13 protein-coding genes are annotated in these 14,645 nt (G+C 47.8%); 3 read left to right on the forward strand and 10 right to left on the reverse strand.

Features of this window, described 5'->3' with window-relative positions; translation table 11 throughout:
* The first annotated feature begins 220 nt into the window (after nt 1–220).
* Complete coding sequence (locus tag K334_RS0103140; protein ID WP_025881181.1) at nt 221–1,792, forward strand: NAD(P)/FAD-dependent oxidoreductase; 1,572 nt, start codon at nt 221–223, stop codon at nt 1,790–1,792.
* Nucleotides 1,793–2,029: 237 nt separating this feature from the next.
* Here the strand turns inward: K334_RS0103140 and K334_RS14730 are convergent, their stop codons facing one another.
* The 9 genes from K334_RS14730 to hisG form a co-directional block, all read right to left on the reverse strand.
* Nucleotides 2,030–2,167 (reverse strand): hypothetical protein, encoded by a 138-nt coding sequence (locus K334_RS14730; protein WP_021589724.1) that lies wholly within the window; start codon nt 2,165–2,167, stop codon nt 2,030–2,032.
* Between the two features lie 3 nt (nt 2,168–2,170).
* Nucleotides 2,171–3,634, reverse strand: a complete 1,464-nt coding sequence (locus K334_RS0103150; RefSeq protein WP_025881180.1) for a DUF4270 domain-containing protein — start codon at nt 3,632–3,634, stop codon at nt 2,171–2,173.
* Between the two features lie 29 nt (nt 3,635–3,663).
* Entirely contained in the window at nt 3,664–4,467 is an 804-nt protein-coding gene (locus K334_RS0103155) for a glycogen/starch synthase (RefSeq protein ID WP_025881178.1), read from the reverse strand.
* 177 nt (nt 4,468–4,644) lie between these two features.
* Nucleotides 4,645–5,070 carry a biotin/lipoyl-containing protein gene (locus tag K334_RS0103160; RefSeq protein ID WP_021589713.1) on the reverse strand — a complete coding sequence of 142 codons (426 nt, stop codon included), beginning with the start codon at nt 5,068–5,070 and terminating at the stop codon, nt 4,645–4,647.
* Between the two features lie 18 nt (nt 5,071–5,088).
* The gene (locus tag K334_RS15060) at nt 5,089–5,241 is read right to left on the reverse strand and encodes a hypothetical protein (RefSeq protein ID WP_021589719.1); all 153 of its coding nucleotides are present in this window, start codon (nt 5,239–5,241) and stop codon (nt 5,089–5,091) included.
* Nucleotides 5,242–5,283: 42 nt separating this feature from the next.
* Nucleotides 5,284–6,849, reverse strand: coding sequence for an acyl-CoA carboxylase subunit beta (locus K334_RS0103170; RefSeq protein ID WP_027444498.1), 1,566 nt, complete (start codon nt 6,847–6,849; stop codon nt 5,284–5,286).
* Between the two features lie 132 nt (nt 6,850–6,981).
* Nucleotides 6,982–8,019, reverse strand: coding sequence for a histidinol-phosphate transaminase (gene hisC, locus K334_RS0103175; RefSeq protein WP_025881176.1), 1,038 nt, complete (start codon nt 8,017–8,019; stop codon nt 6,982–6,984).
* Between the two features lie 6 nt (nt 8,020–8,025).
* Entirely contained in the window at nt 8,026–9,309 is a 1,284-nt protein-coding gene (gene hisD / locus K334_RS0103180; RefSeq protein ID WP_025881175.1) for a histidinol dehydrogenase, read from the reverse strand.
* Nucleotides 9,310–9,319: 10 nt separating this feature from the next.
* On the reverse strand, nt 9,320–10,171 hold the full coding sequence (hisG, locus tag K334_RS0103185; protein WP_025881173.1) for an ATP phosphoribosyltransferase: 852 nt from the start codon (nt 10,169–10,171) through the stop codon (nt 9,320–9,322).
* Between the two features lie 139 nt (nt 10,172–10,310).
* On the opposite strand from hisG, the gene K334_RS0103190 reads away from it, so the two are divergent.
* The gene (locus K334_RS0103190) at nt 10,311–11,495 is read left to right on the forward strand and encodes an MltF family protein (protein WP_036889911.1); all 1,185 of its coding nucleotides are present in this window, start codon (nt 10,311–10,313) and stop codon (nt 11,493–11,495) included.
* Between the two features lie 37 nt (nt 11,496–11,532).
* The gene (gene tamL / locus K334_RS0103195; RefSeq protein WP_027444500.1) at nt 11,533–13,764 is read left to right on the forward strand and encodes a translocation and assembly module lipoprotein TamL; all 2,232 of its coding nucleotides are present in this window, start codon (nt 11,533–11,535) and stop codon (nt 13,762–13,764) included.
* A 10-nt stretch (nt 13,765–13,774) separates the two neighbouring features.
* Here the strand turns inward: tamL and K334_RS0103200 are convergent, their stop codons facing one another.
* Nucleotides 13,775–14,587 (reverse strand): MBL fold metallo-hydrolase, encoded by an 813-nt coding sequence (locus K334_RS0103200; protein ID WP_025881171.1) that lies wholly within the window; start codon nt 14,585–14,587, stop codon nt 13,775–13,777.
* Nucleotides 14,588–14,645: the final 58 nt, after the last annotated feature.

Below are 14,645 nucleotides of genomic sequence, written 5' to 3' on the forward strand. Positions count from 1 at the left end.
CTTCCAGTCGAACATTTACTGCCTTACAACGGCAGCCGACATCCATTCCGTAGGCCCAATGCTCCTGCAATGGTTATATTTCGGCTTAATTGCTGCAAAACTACTCATATTCTGGAACAGTGCCAAACATTTTGCTTCTATTTTCAAACTTACAGCTATGATTTGGCAGAATGACGCCGACGATGAAATCAATTTATAAATAATGTGCTACCTTTGCAGCATGATACAGGAATGCCAGATTAGAGTTTTGCCGCAACAGGCCGCTTCGGAAGAAGCCATTGCGGCTTATATAGCAAGGGAGAAAGGTTGGGATGTGCGTACCATCAACCATGTACGCGTTTTGAAACGTAGCATTGACGCCCGCCAACGGACGATTTTCGTCAACCTGAAAGTGCGGCTTTATATCAACGAACTCCCCCAAGACGACATGTTCGTGCATACCGAATATCCTTTCGTGGGCGACAAACCGCAAGTCGTTGTGGTAGGCGAGGGGCCGGCGGGGCTCTTCGCTTCGCTTCGCCTCATTGAGCTTGGGTTCTGTCCCATTGTGATAGAACGCGGCAAAAACGTGAGAGATCGCAAGAAAGACCTTTCGCTCATCACGAAGGTTCAGCGAGTGGACGCGGAGAGCAACTATTGCTTTGGCGAGGGTGGAGCTGGTGCCTATTCCGACGGAAAGCTCTATACGCGAAGCAAGAAGCGGGGCAACGTGGAGAAAATATTGAATGTATTCTGCCAGCACGGAGCTTCTACATCCATCTTGTCGGACGTCCATCCCCACATCGGAACCGACAAATTGCCGCGCGTCATTGAGAACATGCGCAACACCATCATCGCCAGTGGCGGGCAAGTGCACTTCCAAACCAAGATGACGGGGCTGCTTGTCTCGGGTGGAAGCGTCGTAGGTGTCGAGGCATTGGGCCTCACTTCTCAAGCGGAAGAAACCTTCATGGGGCCTGTCATCTTGGCCACGGGCCACAGCGCGCGTGACATCTATCGCTATTTTGCCCAAGCCGGCATTCCGATTGAAGCCAAGGGTATCGCCGTCGGGGTCAGGCTGGAACACCCCTCGCAGCTCATCGACCAAATACAATACCACAACCGGGAGGGAAGGGGCAGGTATTTGCCCGCCGCCGAGTATGCTTTTGTCACCCAGGTGGATGGCCGAGGCGTCTACAGCTTCTGCATGTGTCCCGGCGGATTTGTCATCCCGGCAGCCACCGACAAGGAACAGATCGTCGTCAATGGCATGAGTCCCAGCAACCGTGGCACGGCTTGGAGCAACAGCGGCATGGTGGTGGAGATTCATCCCGAAGATGTAGGCGACCCGTCGGAGCCTCTTTCGGTGATGCGGTTTCAGGAGAAGGTGGAAAAAGACTGCTGGCTGAATGGCAATATGAGGCAGACGGCGCCGGCACAACGCATGGCCGATTTCGTGAACGGTCGGTTGAGTGCCGACCTACCCAAGAGTAGTTACGCGCCCGGACTCATTGCCAGCCCGCTCCATTTCTGGCTTCCCAAGATGGTGGCGGGCAGGTTGCAGAAGGGTTTCCTCGACTTCGGCAGGCGCAGCCACGGCTTCCTGACCAATGAAGCAGTCCTCATCGCAACGGAAACGCGCACCTCTTCGCCCGTGCGTATCGTCCGTGACCGCGAGTCGTTGCAGCATGTCACGCTGCAAGGTCTCTTCCCCTGTGGCGAAGGTGCGGGCTACGCAGGTGGGATAGTTTCGGCCGGAATCGACGGCGAACGCTGTGCCGAGGCCTGTTCGCTCTATCTCCGGTCACGGTAGACTGCCCTTTTGGTTTGTAACGGCTGTTCTTTTGGCTTTTAAAGGGGCTGCTTTTACAAGCTAAAAGCAGCCCCTTCTCCTCTGAAAAGCAGTGCTATCGCAACCCACTTGTCCAGGTGCTGTCCGACAAATCTCGATATGATTTTTTTGGGGGGACTTGGACAGGTGCTTAAACATTTGGCCACATATTGATTTGTCTCAATATGTGGCCAATAAATGATGAGCAATAAATGATGATTAAAGCGACTCGTCTTCCGGTTTCAGAATGGAAGCCTTTTTCTTTAGGAAGTGACTGCGAACGGTTCGGGACAGTTGCCATTTGGCTTTCTTGATTTCATACGCCTCCCGATGCGCCTCCAGGAAATTGTCTGCCATCGATTATTTGAATTTGGAATAGATAATGCTGATTTTCAGTGGAGCGTTTGGATTGTCTGCTCCTCCTACAAGACGTGTGCTTGTCAGAGCCATGTTGTGCCGAACTGCTGTCGTATATGTCACGTTGTTGATAGATGCAGTCGTCGTCGTCACAGGAATGATTACAACTTTATTCCAATCGGCTGAATGTGTATTTTCCTGTCTTGCTTTTGCCATGGCCTTTATCAGGCCGGAGATATTGCTGAATGTATATGTGTTCTTATAGCTTGTGATGCGATTGTTTTCTGATATATAGTCCCTTGACACCACATAAGAATTGATATTGTCATTGATGGAGCCGTTTTCAAAGAAAGATTTCAGACTATCCTTAGGCAACATCAACAACTGTGTAGGCACAGGGAGGTTGAACTCTGTTACACCATTGTTGTTGATGCGCTGCAACACAATCTTGGCTGAATTGATGGAATCCTTTTCGTGGCCTTTGACGATGTCTTCTACGGGAAGTGTCAGCTCTGTGAATATTCCAGCCGGTGTTTTGATATAACAGCACGACTTGTCTTCGACAAGCTGTTGAAGTCGCTTCGTGTCGTTGACAATCTTGGATGTTTGCAGAATCTCTTCGGTACCGGGGAAAGAAATCAAAGCCACTCGGTTTTTCCCATTGCCGTTTTCCTCTTTGTCAGTCAGGTAGATATTCAGCTGAACGTTTGCGATATAGGCCATGGCTCCCAAACCACTCTTCACAGAGAAATTGAATCCATGCACCACATGGCTTCTAAACATCTGGGAATTTTTGAAATATTCGGGATGCTTGTAATACGTCTGAAGTATATATGTGCCGAAATTTGAATAAGATTGCCCGTCTTTGTCCGTGTACGGGTCGTTCAAGTCGAACTGCAAGTGCTTGTCATATCTTGAAGAAGACCGCAAGGAGTCTGAAACGGTGAGGTCGGTCAGAGTGCACATCTTCGATTTGTTGATGCCGTTTTCGCGCAGATAGCCATTTGCCGCCAAATCAAAATCGCTATAATATGACGACGTTTCAGGGAGGACTTTGGCCAATTCTTGTACGTTTATCTTGAGTGGGGCCAACGAATCACCATAAAAAGTCGTAAAGAATAAATTCAAAAAGCAAGAATCAGCCTGGGCTTTTCCATCCTTTTTGTTTTGAATGAGTTCTTCTTTGGGGAAAGTGTAACCCTCTATCGTCGCTACTTGAGACATGAAACTGGACGTGACGAAATCCCCTGTTTCCGGGTCTTTGATGCGGCCAAGATAGCCTATGTGGCTTTTCCCCAATATGGAACCTGCCAAAATCGATTTGGACTCAACTTTAAAAGAGTCGGTCGAGACATCTAACAAGTCAGATTTCTCTATCAATGAAACACCGATTTCGGCTGTAGAGTCATCGCATGATACGAGAGTGAGCGAGGCAAGGAATGCCATTGCCAGTAAATAAACTTTCATCTTTCCTTCGTTTTTATGGAAAAAACTAATCAATCACAAACTTTATTGATAAAATCGACATACGCTTGGGCATAATCACCTTCAGGATGTTCCATGACAGGGAGCGCCTTGGCACGTGCATAATCCACCAAATCCGAATTGACGGTGCCGCTGGCAACAATGACGCCATCGCTGTAATCCAATGCCAGTTTGCCTAATTCTATAAAATTAAATGTCTCGTTGTAAACACTGAGCAGTTTTGCGTCTGCGTTCTTAAAGCCTACGCATTTTTTGAAGTTGCCGCCTAAGTCATTGACCAGGTGCTTTTCAAATAAGGACGTTATGACTTTCGTGTTCGCAAAAAAAGGTTCTTCGTTATATGCCTTCTTGATGTAGAGAGGAACGACGGCGCCCATCCAGCCTTGACAAATGATTACATCCGGAGTCCAGCGTAGTTTTTTCACAGTCTCCAAGACTCCACGGGCGAAGAAAATGGCACGCTCTCCGTTGTCTGGATATTCTTCTCCACTCTCATCTACGTCCATCTGACGCTTCATAAAGTAGTCGTCGTTGTCTATGAAATAAATCTGGAGCCTGGACTGGGGGATGGAAGCGACTTTAATAATCAAGGGATGGTCTGTGTCATCAATGATCAAATTCATTCCTGAAAGGCGTATGACCTCGTGCAATTGGCCTCTGCGTTCATTTATTGTGCCCCACTTTGGGGTGAATGTTCTAATCTCAAAAGCACTTTCTTGTATTTTCTGAGGCAAGTCCCTTCCCATGACGGAAAGCTCGGATTCAGGCACATAAGGTGCTATCTCTTGATTAATAAATAAAACTTTCTTGGGCATATTTGTTCAAATTTGGCTTATGCAAAGGTAGTGATTTTTGTTGACTTAAAGTCTATTTTTAATTTTAATCAACATACCAGCCGTGGAAATTGGATTATTTTATAATAAATACAATAAATCCTCTGACATTCTTTGCGAACATCAGAGGATTTCGTTTATTCAAAAGGCTCTTGTCTTTTATTCTATGACAACGAGCCCTTCTTCTTCCATGACACTTTGTCCTTGTTTTACAAGAATGGCGGTTACGGTTCCGTCGCTTTCCGCTTCGATGTTGTTGGCCATCTTCATGGCTTCCAGCACACATACGGTGTCGCCTGCTTTCACAAAGTCTCCCACCGCTACGTTGATGTTGATAATTGTTCCGGGAAGGGGAGCCTTGACGGCATTGGCCGTATTGACATTCTCCAAGTTTGCAGGCGCCTCCGTGGCCTCTTCCTTAGCAGGCTTTCCAAGAACCACCTTCTTCTTTTCGGGCTCTGCCTGTTCTTCCATCTCTACTTGGAAGTCTTCTCCGTTTACTGTAACATTGGCTACGTTGTTCTCGATATCCCCAATGCTTACATTATACTCTTTTCCGTCTATCGTATATTTAAATTCTTTCATTGTAATCCAGTTTATACATTATGGTTTGGGAGTCATTGACAAGAATCGGGCATTCCACTCTGTGGCTCTTGGCTTGATGGTGATAATTCCGGATTCCTTGTCATGGACATTGTTTCCTTTATATTCAAAAAGTGCCATTGCAATGGCCGCATAAACATTTTGATCCTTCATAATTACATGTTAACCATTTACGTCGTAATTCAATGCAGTCAATTACATGGGCATACAACCATGTTTCTTTGCGGGCAAACTCTGGCGCTTCGTGGCCAGTTGAGCCAAACCGCGACAGATGCGGAATCGGGTGTTCCTTGGTTCAATGACATCGTCAATGTATCCAAACTGAGCAGCTTGATATGGATTGGCAAAAAGTTCGGTGTATTCCTTTTCCTTTTGCGCCAGGAAAGCCTTCACGTCGTCTCCAGCCTCTTTGACGGCTTTGGCTTCTTTAGCGGCCAAGACGGCTACGGCGCCACTGGCACCCATGACGGCAATTTCAGAAGAAGGCCATGCAAAGTTCAAGTCGGAACGCAATTGCTTGCATCCCATCACGATATGGGAACCTCCATAGCTCTTGCGAAGTGTAATCGTAATCTTGGGTACGGTGGCCTCGCCATAAGCATAGAGCAACTGTGCGCCATGCAGAATGACGGCATTGTACTCCTGACCGGTTCCCGGCAAGAATCCCGGAACGTCGACAAGACTTACGATGGGGATGTTGAAAGCATCGCAGAAACGCACAAAGCGTGCACCCTTGCGGCTTGCGTTCGTATCAAGCACACCTGCATAGGCTGAAGGTTGGTTGGCAACAATGCCGACACTCTGGCCATTGAAACGCGCAAAGCCGGTAATGATATTCTTGGCAAACTTGGCTTGCACCTCGAAAAACTCCCCATTATCCGTAATTGCGGTTATAACCTTATACATGTCATACGCCGTGTTGGGGTCGTCGGGTATAATTTCATTGAGGCTGTCCTCGCAGCGATTGATGGGGTCGGAACACTCCACGCAAGGAGCCTCTTCCGTGTTGTTTGAGGGAATATAGGACAAAAGTGTCTTGATAATCTGCATGGCTTCTTCTTCGGTCTTCGCCGTGAATTGCGTCACACCACTCTTTGTGGCATGCACGCTTGCGCCACCCAAATGCTCTGCGTCAATATCTTCGCCTGTCACCGTCTTCACAACTTTAGGACCGGTGAGGAACATGTAAGAGGTGTTTTCCATCATAAGGATGAAGTCCGTGAGTGCCGGAGAGTATACTGCACCGCCTGCACATGGGCCCATGATTGCAGAAATCTGAGGAATCACCCCACTGGCCAGGATGTTGCGTTCAAAAATTTCTCCATAACCCGCCAATGCGGAAATTCCTTCCTGAATGCGGGCTCCGCCAGAGTCGTTCATGCAAATGACCGGGGCGCCATTTTGCATGGCCATGTCCATGACCTTGCAGATTTTCTGAGCCATTGTTTCAGAGAGGGATCCGCCGTTGACCGTGAAGTCTTGGGCATAGACATAAACCAAGCGACCGTCGATGGTGGCACTTCCTGCAACTACACCATCGCCAAGATATTGCTTTTTCTCCATGCCAAAATTATGGCAGCGATGCAATTTGAACATGTCGTATTCCTCAAAGCTACCTTCGTCGACCAACATGGCGATACGTTCTCGTGCCGTATATTTGCCACGTGCGTGCTGTTTATCAATAGCTTTTTCACCGCCGCCAAGACGGGCTTGTTCACGCTTGGCTATCAGTTCCTTAATTTTTTCTACTTGTTTAGTCATAATACCTTAATATTCTATTCGTATTGCGTGCAAAGATAGTAATAATAATCGAAAAACAACTTAATATATAATCTAAAACAAAATACAACACAACCAGCCAGCAGCTTTTTTAAATTGGAGAAGCCTATGTTGTCACCTATAACAGCGTAGAGCTGCCAGCAGTTCCTGATTTTCGCTCTTCGTCCCAATCGTTATTCTCAGGCAGTTTTCACAGAGTTTCACGGAACTTCGATTTCTAACAACAACTCCTTTGTCTATCAAGTACTGATAAATGCGTGGTGCGTCCACCAGTCTTGTGAGAAAGAAATTTGCATCGGTCGGATAAACATGCAGACAGAAGGGTAGGAGCTTGAAGGATTCAATCATCCGAGTACGTTCGGCAAGTATCAGTTTCACCCACTTTTCTACCTGAAAAGGGTCTGCCAACATTTGCAAGGCTTCCTGCTGTGTCAGTGAATTTACATTATATGGATACTTGACCTTATTGAGCAAATCGATTATTTGTGTAGAACTAAAAGCCATTCCCAATCGTATTCCGGCAGCCCCCCAAGCTTTGCTCATCGTGTTCAATACGACCAAATTAGGATAAGTGTTTAAAGTCTTTCTGAAAGAAGGCGCGTCTGAAAAGTCTCCATAGGCTTCGTCAACGACGACAATTCCTCTGAACAAGGCCAAGACATCGACGATGGTTTCATGCTTGATGCAATTGCCTGTGGGGTTGTTGGGCGAGCATATCCAAACAATCTTGGTATGTTCATCTGTCGCGTCGAGCAAATCTTGTGCAGCAATCTGAAAAGTATCATTCAACAAGACTGGCCTGTATTCAACATCATTAATGTCTGCACATACCTTGTACATTCCATACGTAGGCTCAATGGCAACCACATTGTCGATGCTTGGGGTGCAAAAAATCCGAAACAGAAGGTCTATGGCCTCGTCTGAGCCATTTCCTAAGAATATTTGTTCAGGTGCCATCCCCTTTATTCTGCCGATGGCACGTTTCAAATCTTTTTGCAACGGGTCTGGATACCTGTTGAGCGGAGCGTTGTAGGGATTCTCGTTTGCATCCAGAAATACATGTGCCCCTTGTCCTTCATACTCATCGCGTGCGCAAGAATAGGGCGAAAGCTTCAATATATTGCTGCGAACCAAATTTTCAAGTCTGTCCATTGTCCATCATTTTAAGTCATTCAACCTTATCCGCATGGCATGGGCATGGGCCTCCAGTCCTTCGCCTTCCGCCATGGCAACGACTGCGGGGCCTATAGCCCTTACCCCCTGCTTGTCTATGTGCTGGAATGTTATTTTCCGTGTATAGCTGTCGAGATTCACTCCACTATATGCAACTGCATAGCCATGGGTCGGCAACGTATGGTTGGTGCCACTTGCATAATCGCCGGCACTCTCGCAAGCAAAGTGTCCAAGAAAAACACTTCCGGCATTCACTACCAGGCGCGCGGCGTTTTGCCAGTCTGCAATACTCAGAATTAAATGTTCGGGTGCATAGAGATTGCCCAATTCCATTGCCTCGTCCAAATCTCTTGTCAACACGAAGTTGGAGTTGTCCAAAGCCTGTCTTGCAATATCTTTGCGAGGCAACCTTTCCAGCTGCGTCTGTAGCTCTTGCTCGACCTCTTTTAATACTTTTTCGTCGGTACATAGCAACATCACTTGCGAATCTATCCCATGTTCCGCCTGTGACAGGAGATCGGCTGCCACATACGCCGGAACACTTGTGGCGTCAGCTACGACACAAACTTCTGACGGTCCTGCAGGCATGTCAATGGCTACATCATGGAGGCTCACCATTTGCTTTGCCGCCATAACATATTGGTTTCCTGGTCCAAATATCTTATATACTTTAGGTACGCTCTCCGTTCCGTAAGCCATTGCGCCTATAGCCTGAATCCCTCCGATTTTGAATATTTTGCTGACACCGGAAATCTTTGCGGCAGCAAGTATTGCCGGATTCACTTTTCCGGTCTTCTCTGGAGGCGTGCATAGGACAATATCCTGACAGCCGGCAATGTTTGCAGGTGTAGCCAACATCAGCACCGTTGAAAACAAAGGCGCGGTACCCCCCGGTATGTAAAGCCCGACCTTCTCTATGGCAACCGACTCCTGCCAACACGTGACACCATCGGTCGTTTCCACACGTTCTCCATGAAACTTCTGGCTGCGATGGAATTTTGCGATATTGGCATGCGCCAACGTCAACGCGGCTTTCAGTTCGGATGGCACCAAGCCGTCGGCTTCGTCCATTTCATCCCGGCTCACTGCAAGCGAATCGAGGGAAACGTGGTCGAACCGCTCCTCATATTGTAGAATTGCCTGGTCGCCATGCTCCCTAATGTCATTCAACACCTTTTCCACCGTCTGCCGCAAACTCGACAAATCGAACTTCGGACGTTTCACTATGTCTTTCCATAGTGCTCTATCAGGGTACTTCAGAATATTCATGGCCTAATCTTCATTGTATGATTTTCTCTATCGGCATAACCAAAATTCCCTGTGCATCCAAATCTTTCAACTTGCCGATGATTTCCCAAAAGCGTTTCTCGTCCAAGACGGTGTGAATGGAACACCATTGCTCGTCAGCCAATGGAATGACGGTTGGGCTTTTTATACCAGGCAGCACTTCTATGATTTTGTGAAGCTTTTCTTTGGGGGCATTCATCATGACATACTTTTTGTCCTGTGCCGATCTGACAGCCTCGAAGCGGAACAACATCTCTTCCAGTATCCGGCGTTTTGCGTCTTCCATATTTCGGTTGCCTATCAATAAGGCTTCGCTCTTGAGAATGACTTCCACCTCTCGAAGATTGTTGCTGACCAGTGTGCCTCCGGAACTTACGATGTCGAATATGCCATCTGCCAGACCTATTCCAGGACTTATCTCGACACTGCCGGTAATCACATGAATTTTGGCATGAATGCCGTGCTTCTTCAAAAAACCGGTGAGAATGTTAGGGTAGGATGTCGCAATTTTCCTGCCGTCAAACCATTCCAGCCCCGTATAATTGGCATTCTTCGGTATCGCCAACGAAAGACGGCATTTGCTAAAACCGAGACGACTGACGATTTCTACGTCTTCATTTCTTTCACAAACCTCATTTTCACCAACAATCCCTATGTCGGCAAAGCCTTTGGCCACGCTTTGCGGTATGTCATCATCGCGCAAATAAAGGACTTCCAAAGGAAAATTAGACGCTTGCACCAGCAACGTGCGTTTGCCGGCTTCTAACTTTATGTCGGCTTCGGCCAAAAGTTTCAACGCATCTTCGGACAAGCGCCCCTTGGACTGTATGGCAATTCTTAGCATATAGTGATAATTGTTTTCATTCGTTTGACTTTCGTTTTCACTGAAATAATGCAAAAATAGAGATTTCCGAAAGAATTTCCAAATAAAGCAGTAACTTTGTACTATCTCATCGAATGTATATCATCTTTATGACGTTTATATGCAGTGTGTCTATCAATTGCTGATTCTCATGGCAGTCTTGTCGGTCGCGGCTTGCACCGACAGAAAGACGGAAGAACTTACTCCGTGGGGAAGCAGCATAGACGATGACTCCATACCATCCGGAACAGACGCTTTTTCTATATCGGATATCCAAAGCAATGGTGAACTAATCATGCTGACACTGTCGGGACCTAATTCTTTCTATGATTATCATGGCAGAAATCTGGGGCTGCACTACCTGCTCTGCAAGCAGTTTGCTCAGCAGTTGGGCGTATCGCTCCGCGTAGAAGTTTGCAAGGACACGTTGGATATGGTGCATCGTCTGGAGAGTGGAGAAGGCGACATCATTGCCTATCCGATGGGCAAAAAATATGGTAAGGAGTTGTTGTTGTGCGGTGCCTACACGGCTTCACATTCAGGGAAATGGGCTGTCGGCAAAGATAATAAGGAACTAGCAGAAAGATTGAACCAATGGTTCAAACCTCAATTCGTCCCCAAGATACTGGAGGAGGAGAAGTTTCTGTTTTCTACCAGAAGCATTGTACGCCGTGTCTATTCTCCCATGCTCAACAGGGCACAGGGTACGATATCCCACTATGACCATTATTTTATGCAATATGCGCCGATTGCCCGTTGGGATTGGCGTTTGATGGCTGCGCAATGCTATCAGGAGTCCACGTTCGACCCGCAGGCGCATTCCTGGGCCGGAGCTTCTGGACTGATGCAAATCATGCCTGGAACAGCCAGGCATTTAGGATTGCCCATTGAACGTATCTACGACCCGGAGAGCAACATTGCTGCATCAGCCAAATACCTGGCCGAACTGAACCAGCATTTTAAAGACGTTCAGAATCCGATAGAGAAATACAACTATGTCCTTGCCAGTTACAACGGCGGCTTCCATCACATTCGCGACGCCATGTCGCTGGCGCGCAAGTATGGCAAGAATCCATATCGCTGGGCAGAAGTTTCCGAATTTGTATTGAAGTTGCAAGCCCCCCAATATTATAACGACCCTGTTGTCAAGCACGGCTACATGCGGGGGACGGAAACGGTTGAATACGTCCGGCGCATCATCGCGCGCTGGGAACAGTATCGTGGTTTTGCCAAGCCCGGCGCTTACAACTTTGGCAGCATGGTTCCCCAGAGAGCCTCGCGCCGCAACCGTTTTCGGCTAAACTAAAGTGGCAACTGTCATAAACCTTCTTTTCATTTAGAATATGCACAAACATCTTGCGATACATCTCTTGGCAATTCTGGCAATCCTTGTCTCTTCATGTTCAATCACCAACAGGGTTCCTGATGGGGCTTATCTCTTGCGAAAAAACGATGTCACGACAGATTGTAAGGAAGTCAGCCCTTCCAAGTTCAAAGCGTATATCCGACAGCACCCCAACGTCAAGTTTCTTTCCGTCTTTCGTCTTCCCATCGCCAAGCCTGACACCACACAAATACGTAAAGGCAAATCGGCAAACCGCATCCAGAATACAATAGGGGAGAAGCCGGCCCTCTACGATTCGACACTGACAAGTCTGTCGGCGGCTGACATGTTGAAAGCGCTTCGCAACTTGGGCTACTTGGAAGCTGGGGTGGAAGTGGTCTGCAAGCCTCACAAGAAGTTCATGGATGTAACCTACCGGCTTCATCCAGGACAAGGCTATTTCATCGATTCTGTGCGGTATGCAATCGGCGACTCGTTGATTGCCGATATTCTGGGCGTGGAGTCCAATGGGATGATGCGAGCCGACTCTCCCTTGGCGGGCAAGACCCTCCAGGGCAAGCAATTCTCTGTTGAAGAATTGGAAAATGAACGCAATCAGGTGACATCCATTTTAATGTCGAAAGGATATTATAAGTTTCATAAGGACTATATTGAATATGACGCGGACTCCGTCGGCCGCAATCGACGGATAAACCTTACGATGCGGATATTGCCTTATCGCAACGAGGATGGCAAGGCGTGCATCCTGCATCCGTCTTACCGCATCAACGGAATTCGCTACGCTACGGCCGATCGTTCACCAATCCCCTTGCGGGCGAAAGTGTTACAGAACTGCACGATGCTCTCGGAAGGCACGCCCTTCAATAATGACGATTTGCAAAAGACATACAACAAATTTGCGAAACTGAATGCCGTGCAGTATTCCAACATTACATTTGCGGAACATCCCGACACAACGCTTCTGGATTGCAACGTCCTGCTCCAGATGAACAAGAGCCACATTCTTTCCATCCAGCCCGAAGGCACCAATACGGCAGGTGATTTGGGGGCTGCGGTGACGCTGGCCTTTGAAAACCGCAACCTGTTCCATGGCTCGGAACATCTGACGCTGCAGTTGCGAGGGGCGTATGAAGCCATCAAAGGACTGGAAGGATACCAGAACCAGAAATATGAAGAGTATGGAATAGAGGCGAAATTGCAGATACCCCGCTTCCTGTCCCCGTTTCTTTCAAGGTCTTTCAAGCGTCGGAGCAATGCCACGAGTGAAATCGGCTTGAGCTATAACCTTCAAAATCGTCCGGAGTTTCATCGGCGTTATTTCACCGCGTCGTGGCGCTATCGGTGGTCGGAGCCTCACCATCATACGCGATACAGGTTTGACCTTATCGACCTCAGTTATATCTACATGCCGTGGATCAGCCCCACTTTCAAACATGACTATCTGGACAGTGTCAGCAATCGGAATGCGATTCTGCGCTATAACTATGAGAACCTTCTGGTCATGAAAGCAGGTTTTGGTGTCACATATAATAATGGTATAGATGCCGTCAAGGGCAATTTTGAGACAGCCGGCAATCTGCTGCAACTCTGTTCGCCACTGTTTCGTCTGGACAAAAACGCACAGGGGCGTCGCATCGTCTTCAACACGGCGTATGCCCAATACATGAAGTTCGATTTCGATTACACCAGATTGTTTTTCTTCGACAAGCGCAACCATCTGGCGATGCACGTCGGCTTGGGGGTGGCCTGGCCCTATGGCAACAGCAAGGTGCTTCCTTTTGAAAAAAGATATTTTGCCGGCGGCCCCAACAGTGTCAGAGGCTGGAATGTGAGGGAGTTGGGCCCAGGTTCATTCAAGGGCAAGGACCGACGAATAGATTTCATCAACCAAACTGGCGACATGAAGCTGGATTTGAACCTGGAATATAGAACATGGTTGTTTTGGAAGCTTGACGGCGCGCTCTTTGTCGACGCAGGCAACATCTGGACGTTACGAAACTATGAAGAGCAGCCTGGCGGACAGTTCAAGCTCGACAGTTTCCTTCAGCAAATCGCCTTGTCCTATGGATTGGGACTCAGGCTGAATTTCAGCTATTTTATCCTTCGGCTTGACGCGGGCATGAAGGCTGTCAATCCTGCTTACGAAAGCAGCCGCGAACATTACGCGCTTGTCCATCCCAACCTCGGTCGCGACTTTACGTTCCATTTCGCGGTGGGACTGCCGTTCTGACCCTTGGTGTTCATTTGTCTCCTGCGAGATCGAATGGCCCCGAGGGTAGCTTGCGCCTCAAAACCTCCAGAACGACGTCGGTCTGCGGCGTAATGCCATTTGCAAGAAGCGTCTGCTCTATGGTCTTGTAGGCCAGGATGGGGTGGTTGTTCTCTTCGCTCAAATGGCAGAGCCAAATGTGTTTCAGCCGTTGGGTGATATTTTCGGCAATGGCCTGCCCGCAGGCGGTATTGCTCAAGTGGCCGTTTCCACTTGAAATCCTGTCTTTCAGATATTGCGGATAGGCCCCGTTCTTCAGCATTTCGGTGTCGTGGTTGGCCTCGATGATCAGATAGTCGGCATGGCGGATGTGGTCTTTCATTTCATCGGTCACATGTCCGACATCCGTCATGATGCAAAAAGAAATGCCTTCACACTCAATGTGATAGCCCACATTGTCAGAACTGTCGTGGGGTACGGTGAAAGCCGTAATCGTAAATTCGTCAAGTACAAACGGCCGATTCGTTTCAATCGTTTTGGCGTTGGCCGGTAGAATCTTCTTTCTGACGCTGTAGTTGCCCTGTATGCCGGCATGTACCTTCTGCGTGGCATATATAGGCAGATTATACTCCGTACTCAAGCTGCCCACACTCTTGATGTGGTCGGCATGGTCGTGGGTTATCAAAACATGATGAATCGAGTTCGGGCTCAGTCCGTAGTCCTTCATGTGTTTTTTCAATATCCTGACTCCAACCCCTGCATCAATCAACAAGCCACTTTTTTCTGTATATAGAAGATAACAATTGCCGCTACTGCCACTCCCAAATGATATCAATTTGAGCATTCTATCAATATTTTTGACAAAAGTATGGATATTTCTTTAAATTACCAAGTATTTTAAA

It is taken from the genome of Segatella baroniae DSM 16972 = JCM 13447 (genome assembly GCF_000426585.1).
Taxonomy (GTDB): domain Bacteria; phylum Bacteroidota; class Bacteroidia; order Bacteroidales; family Bacteroidaceae; genus Prevotella; species Prevotella baroniae.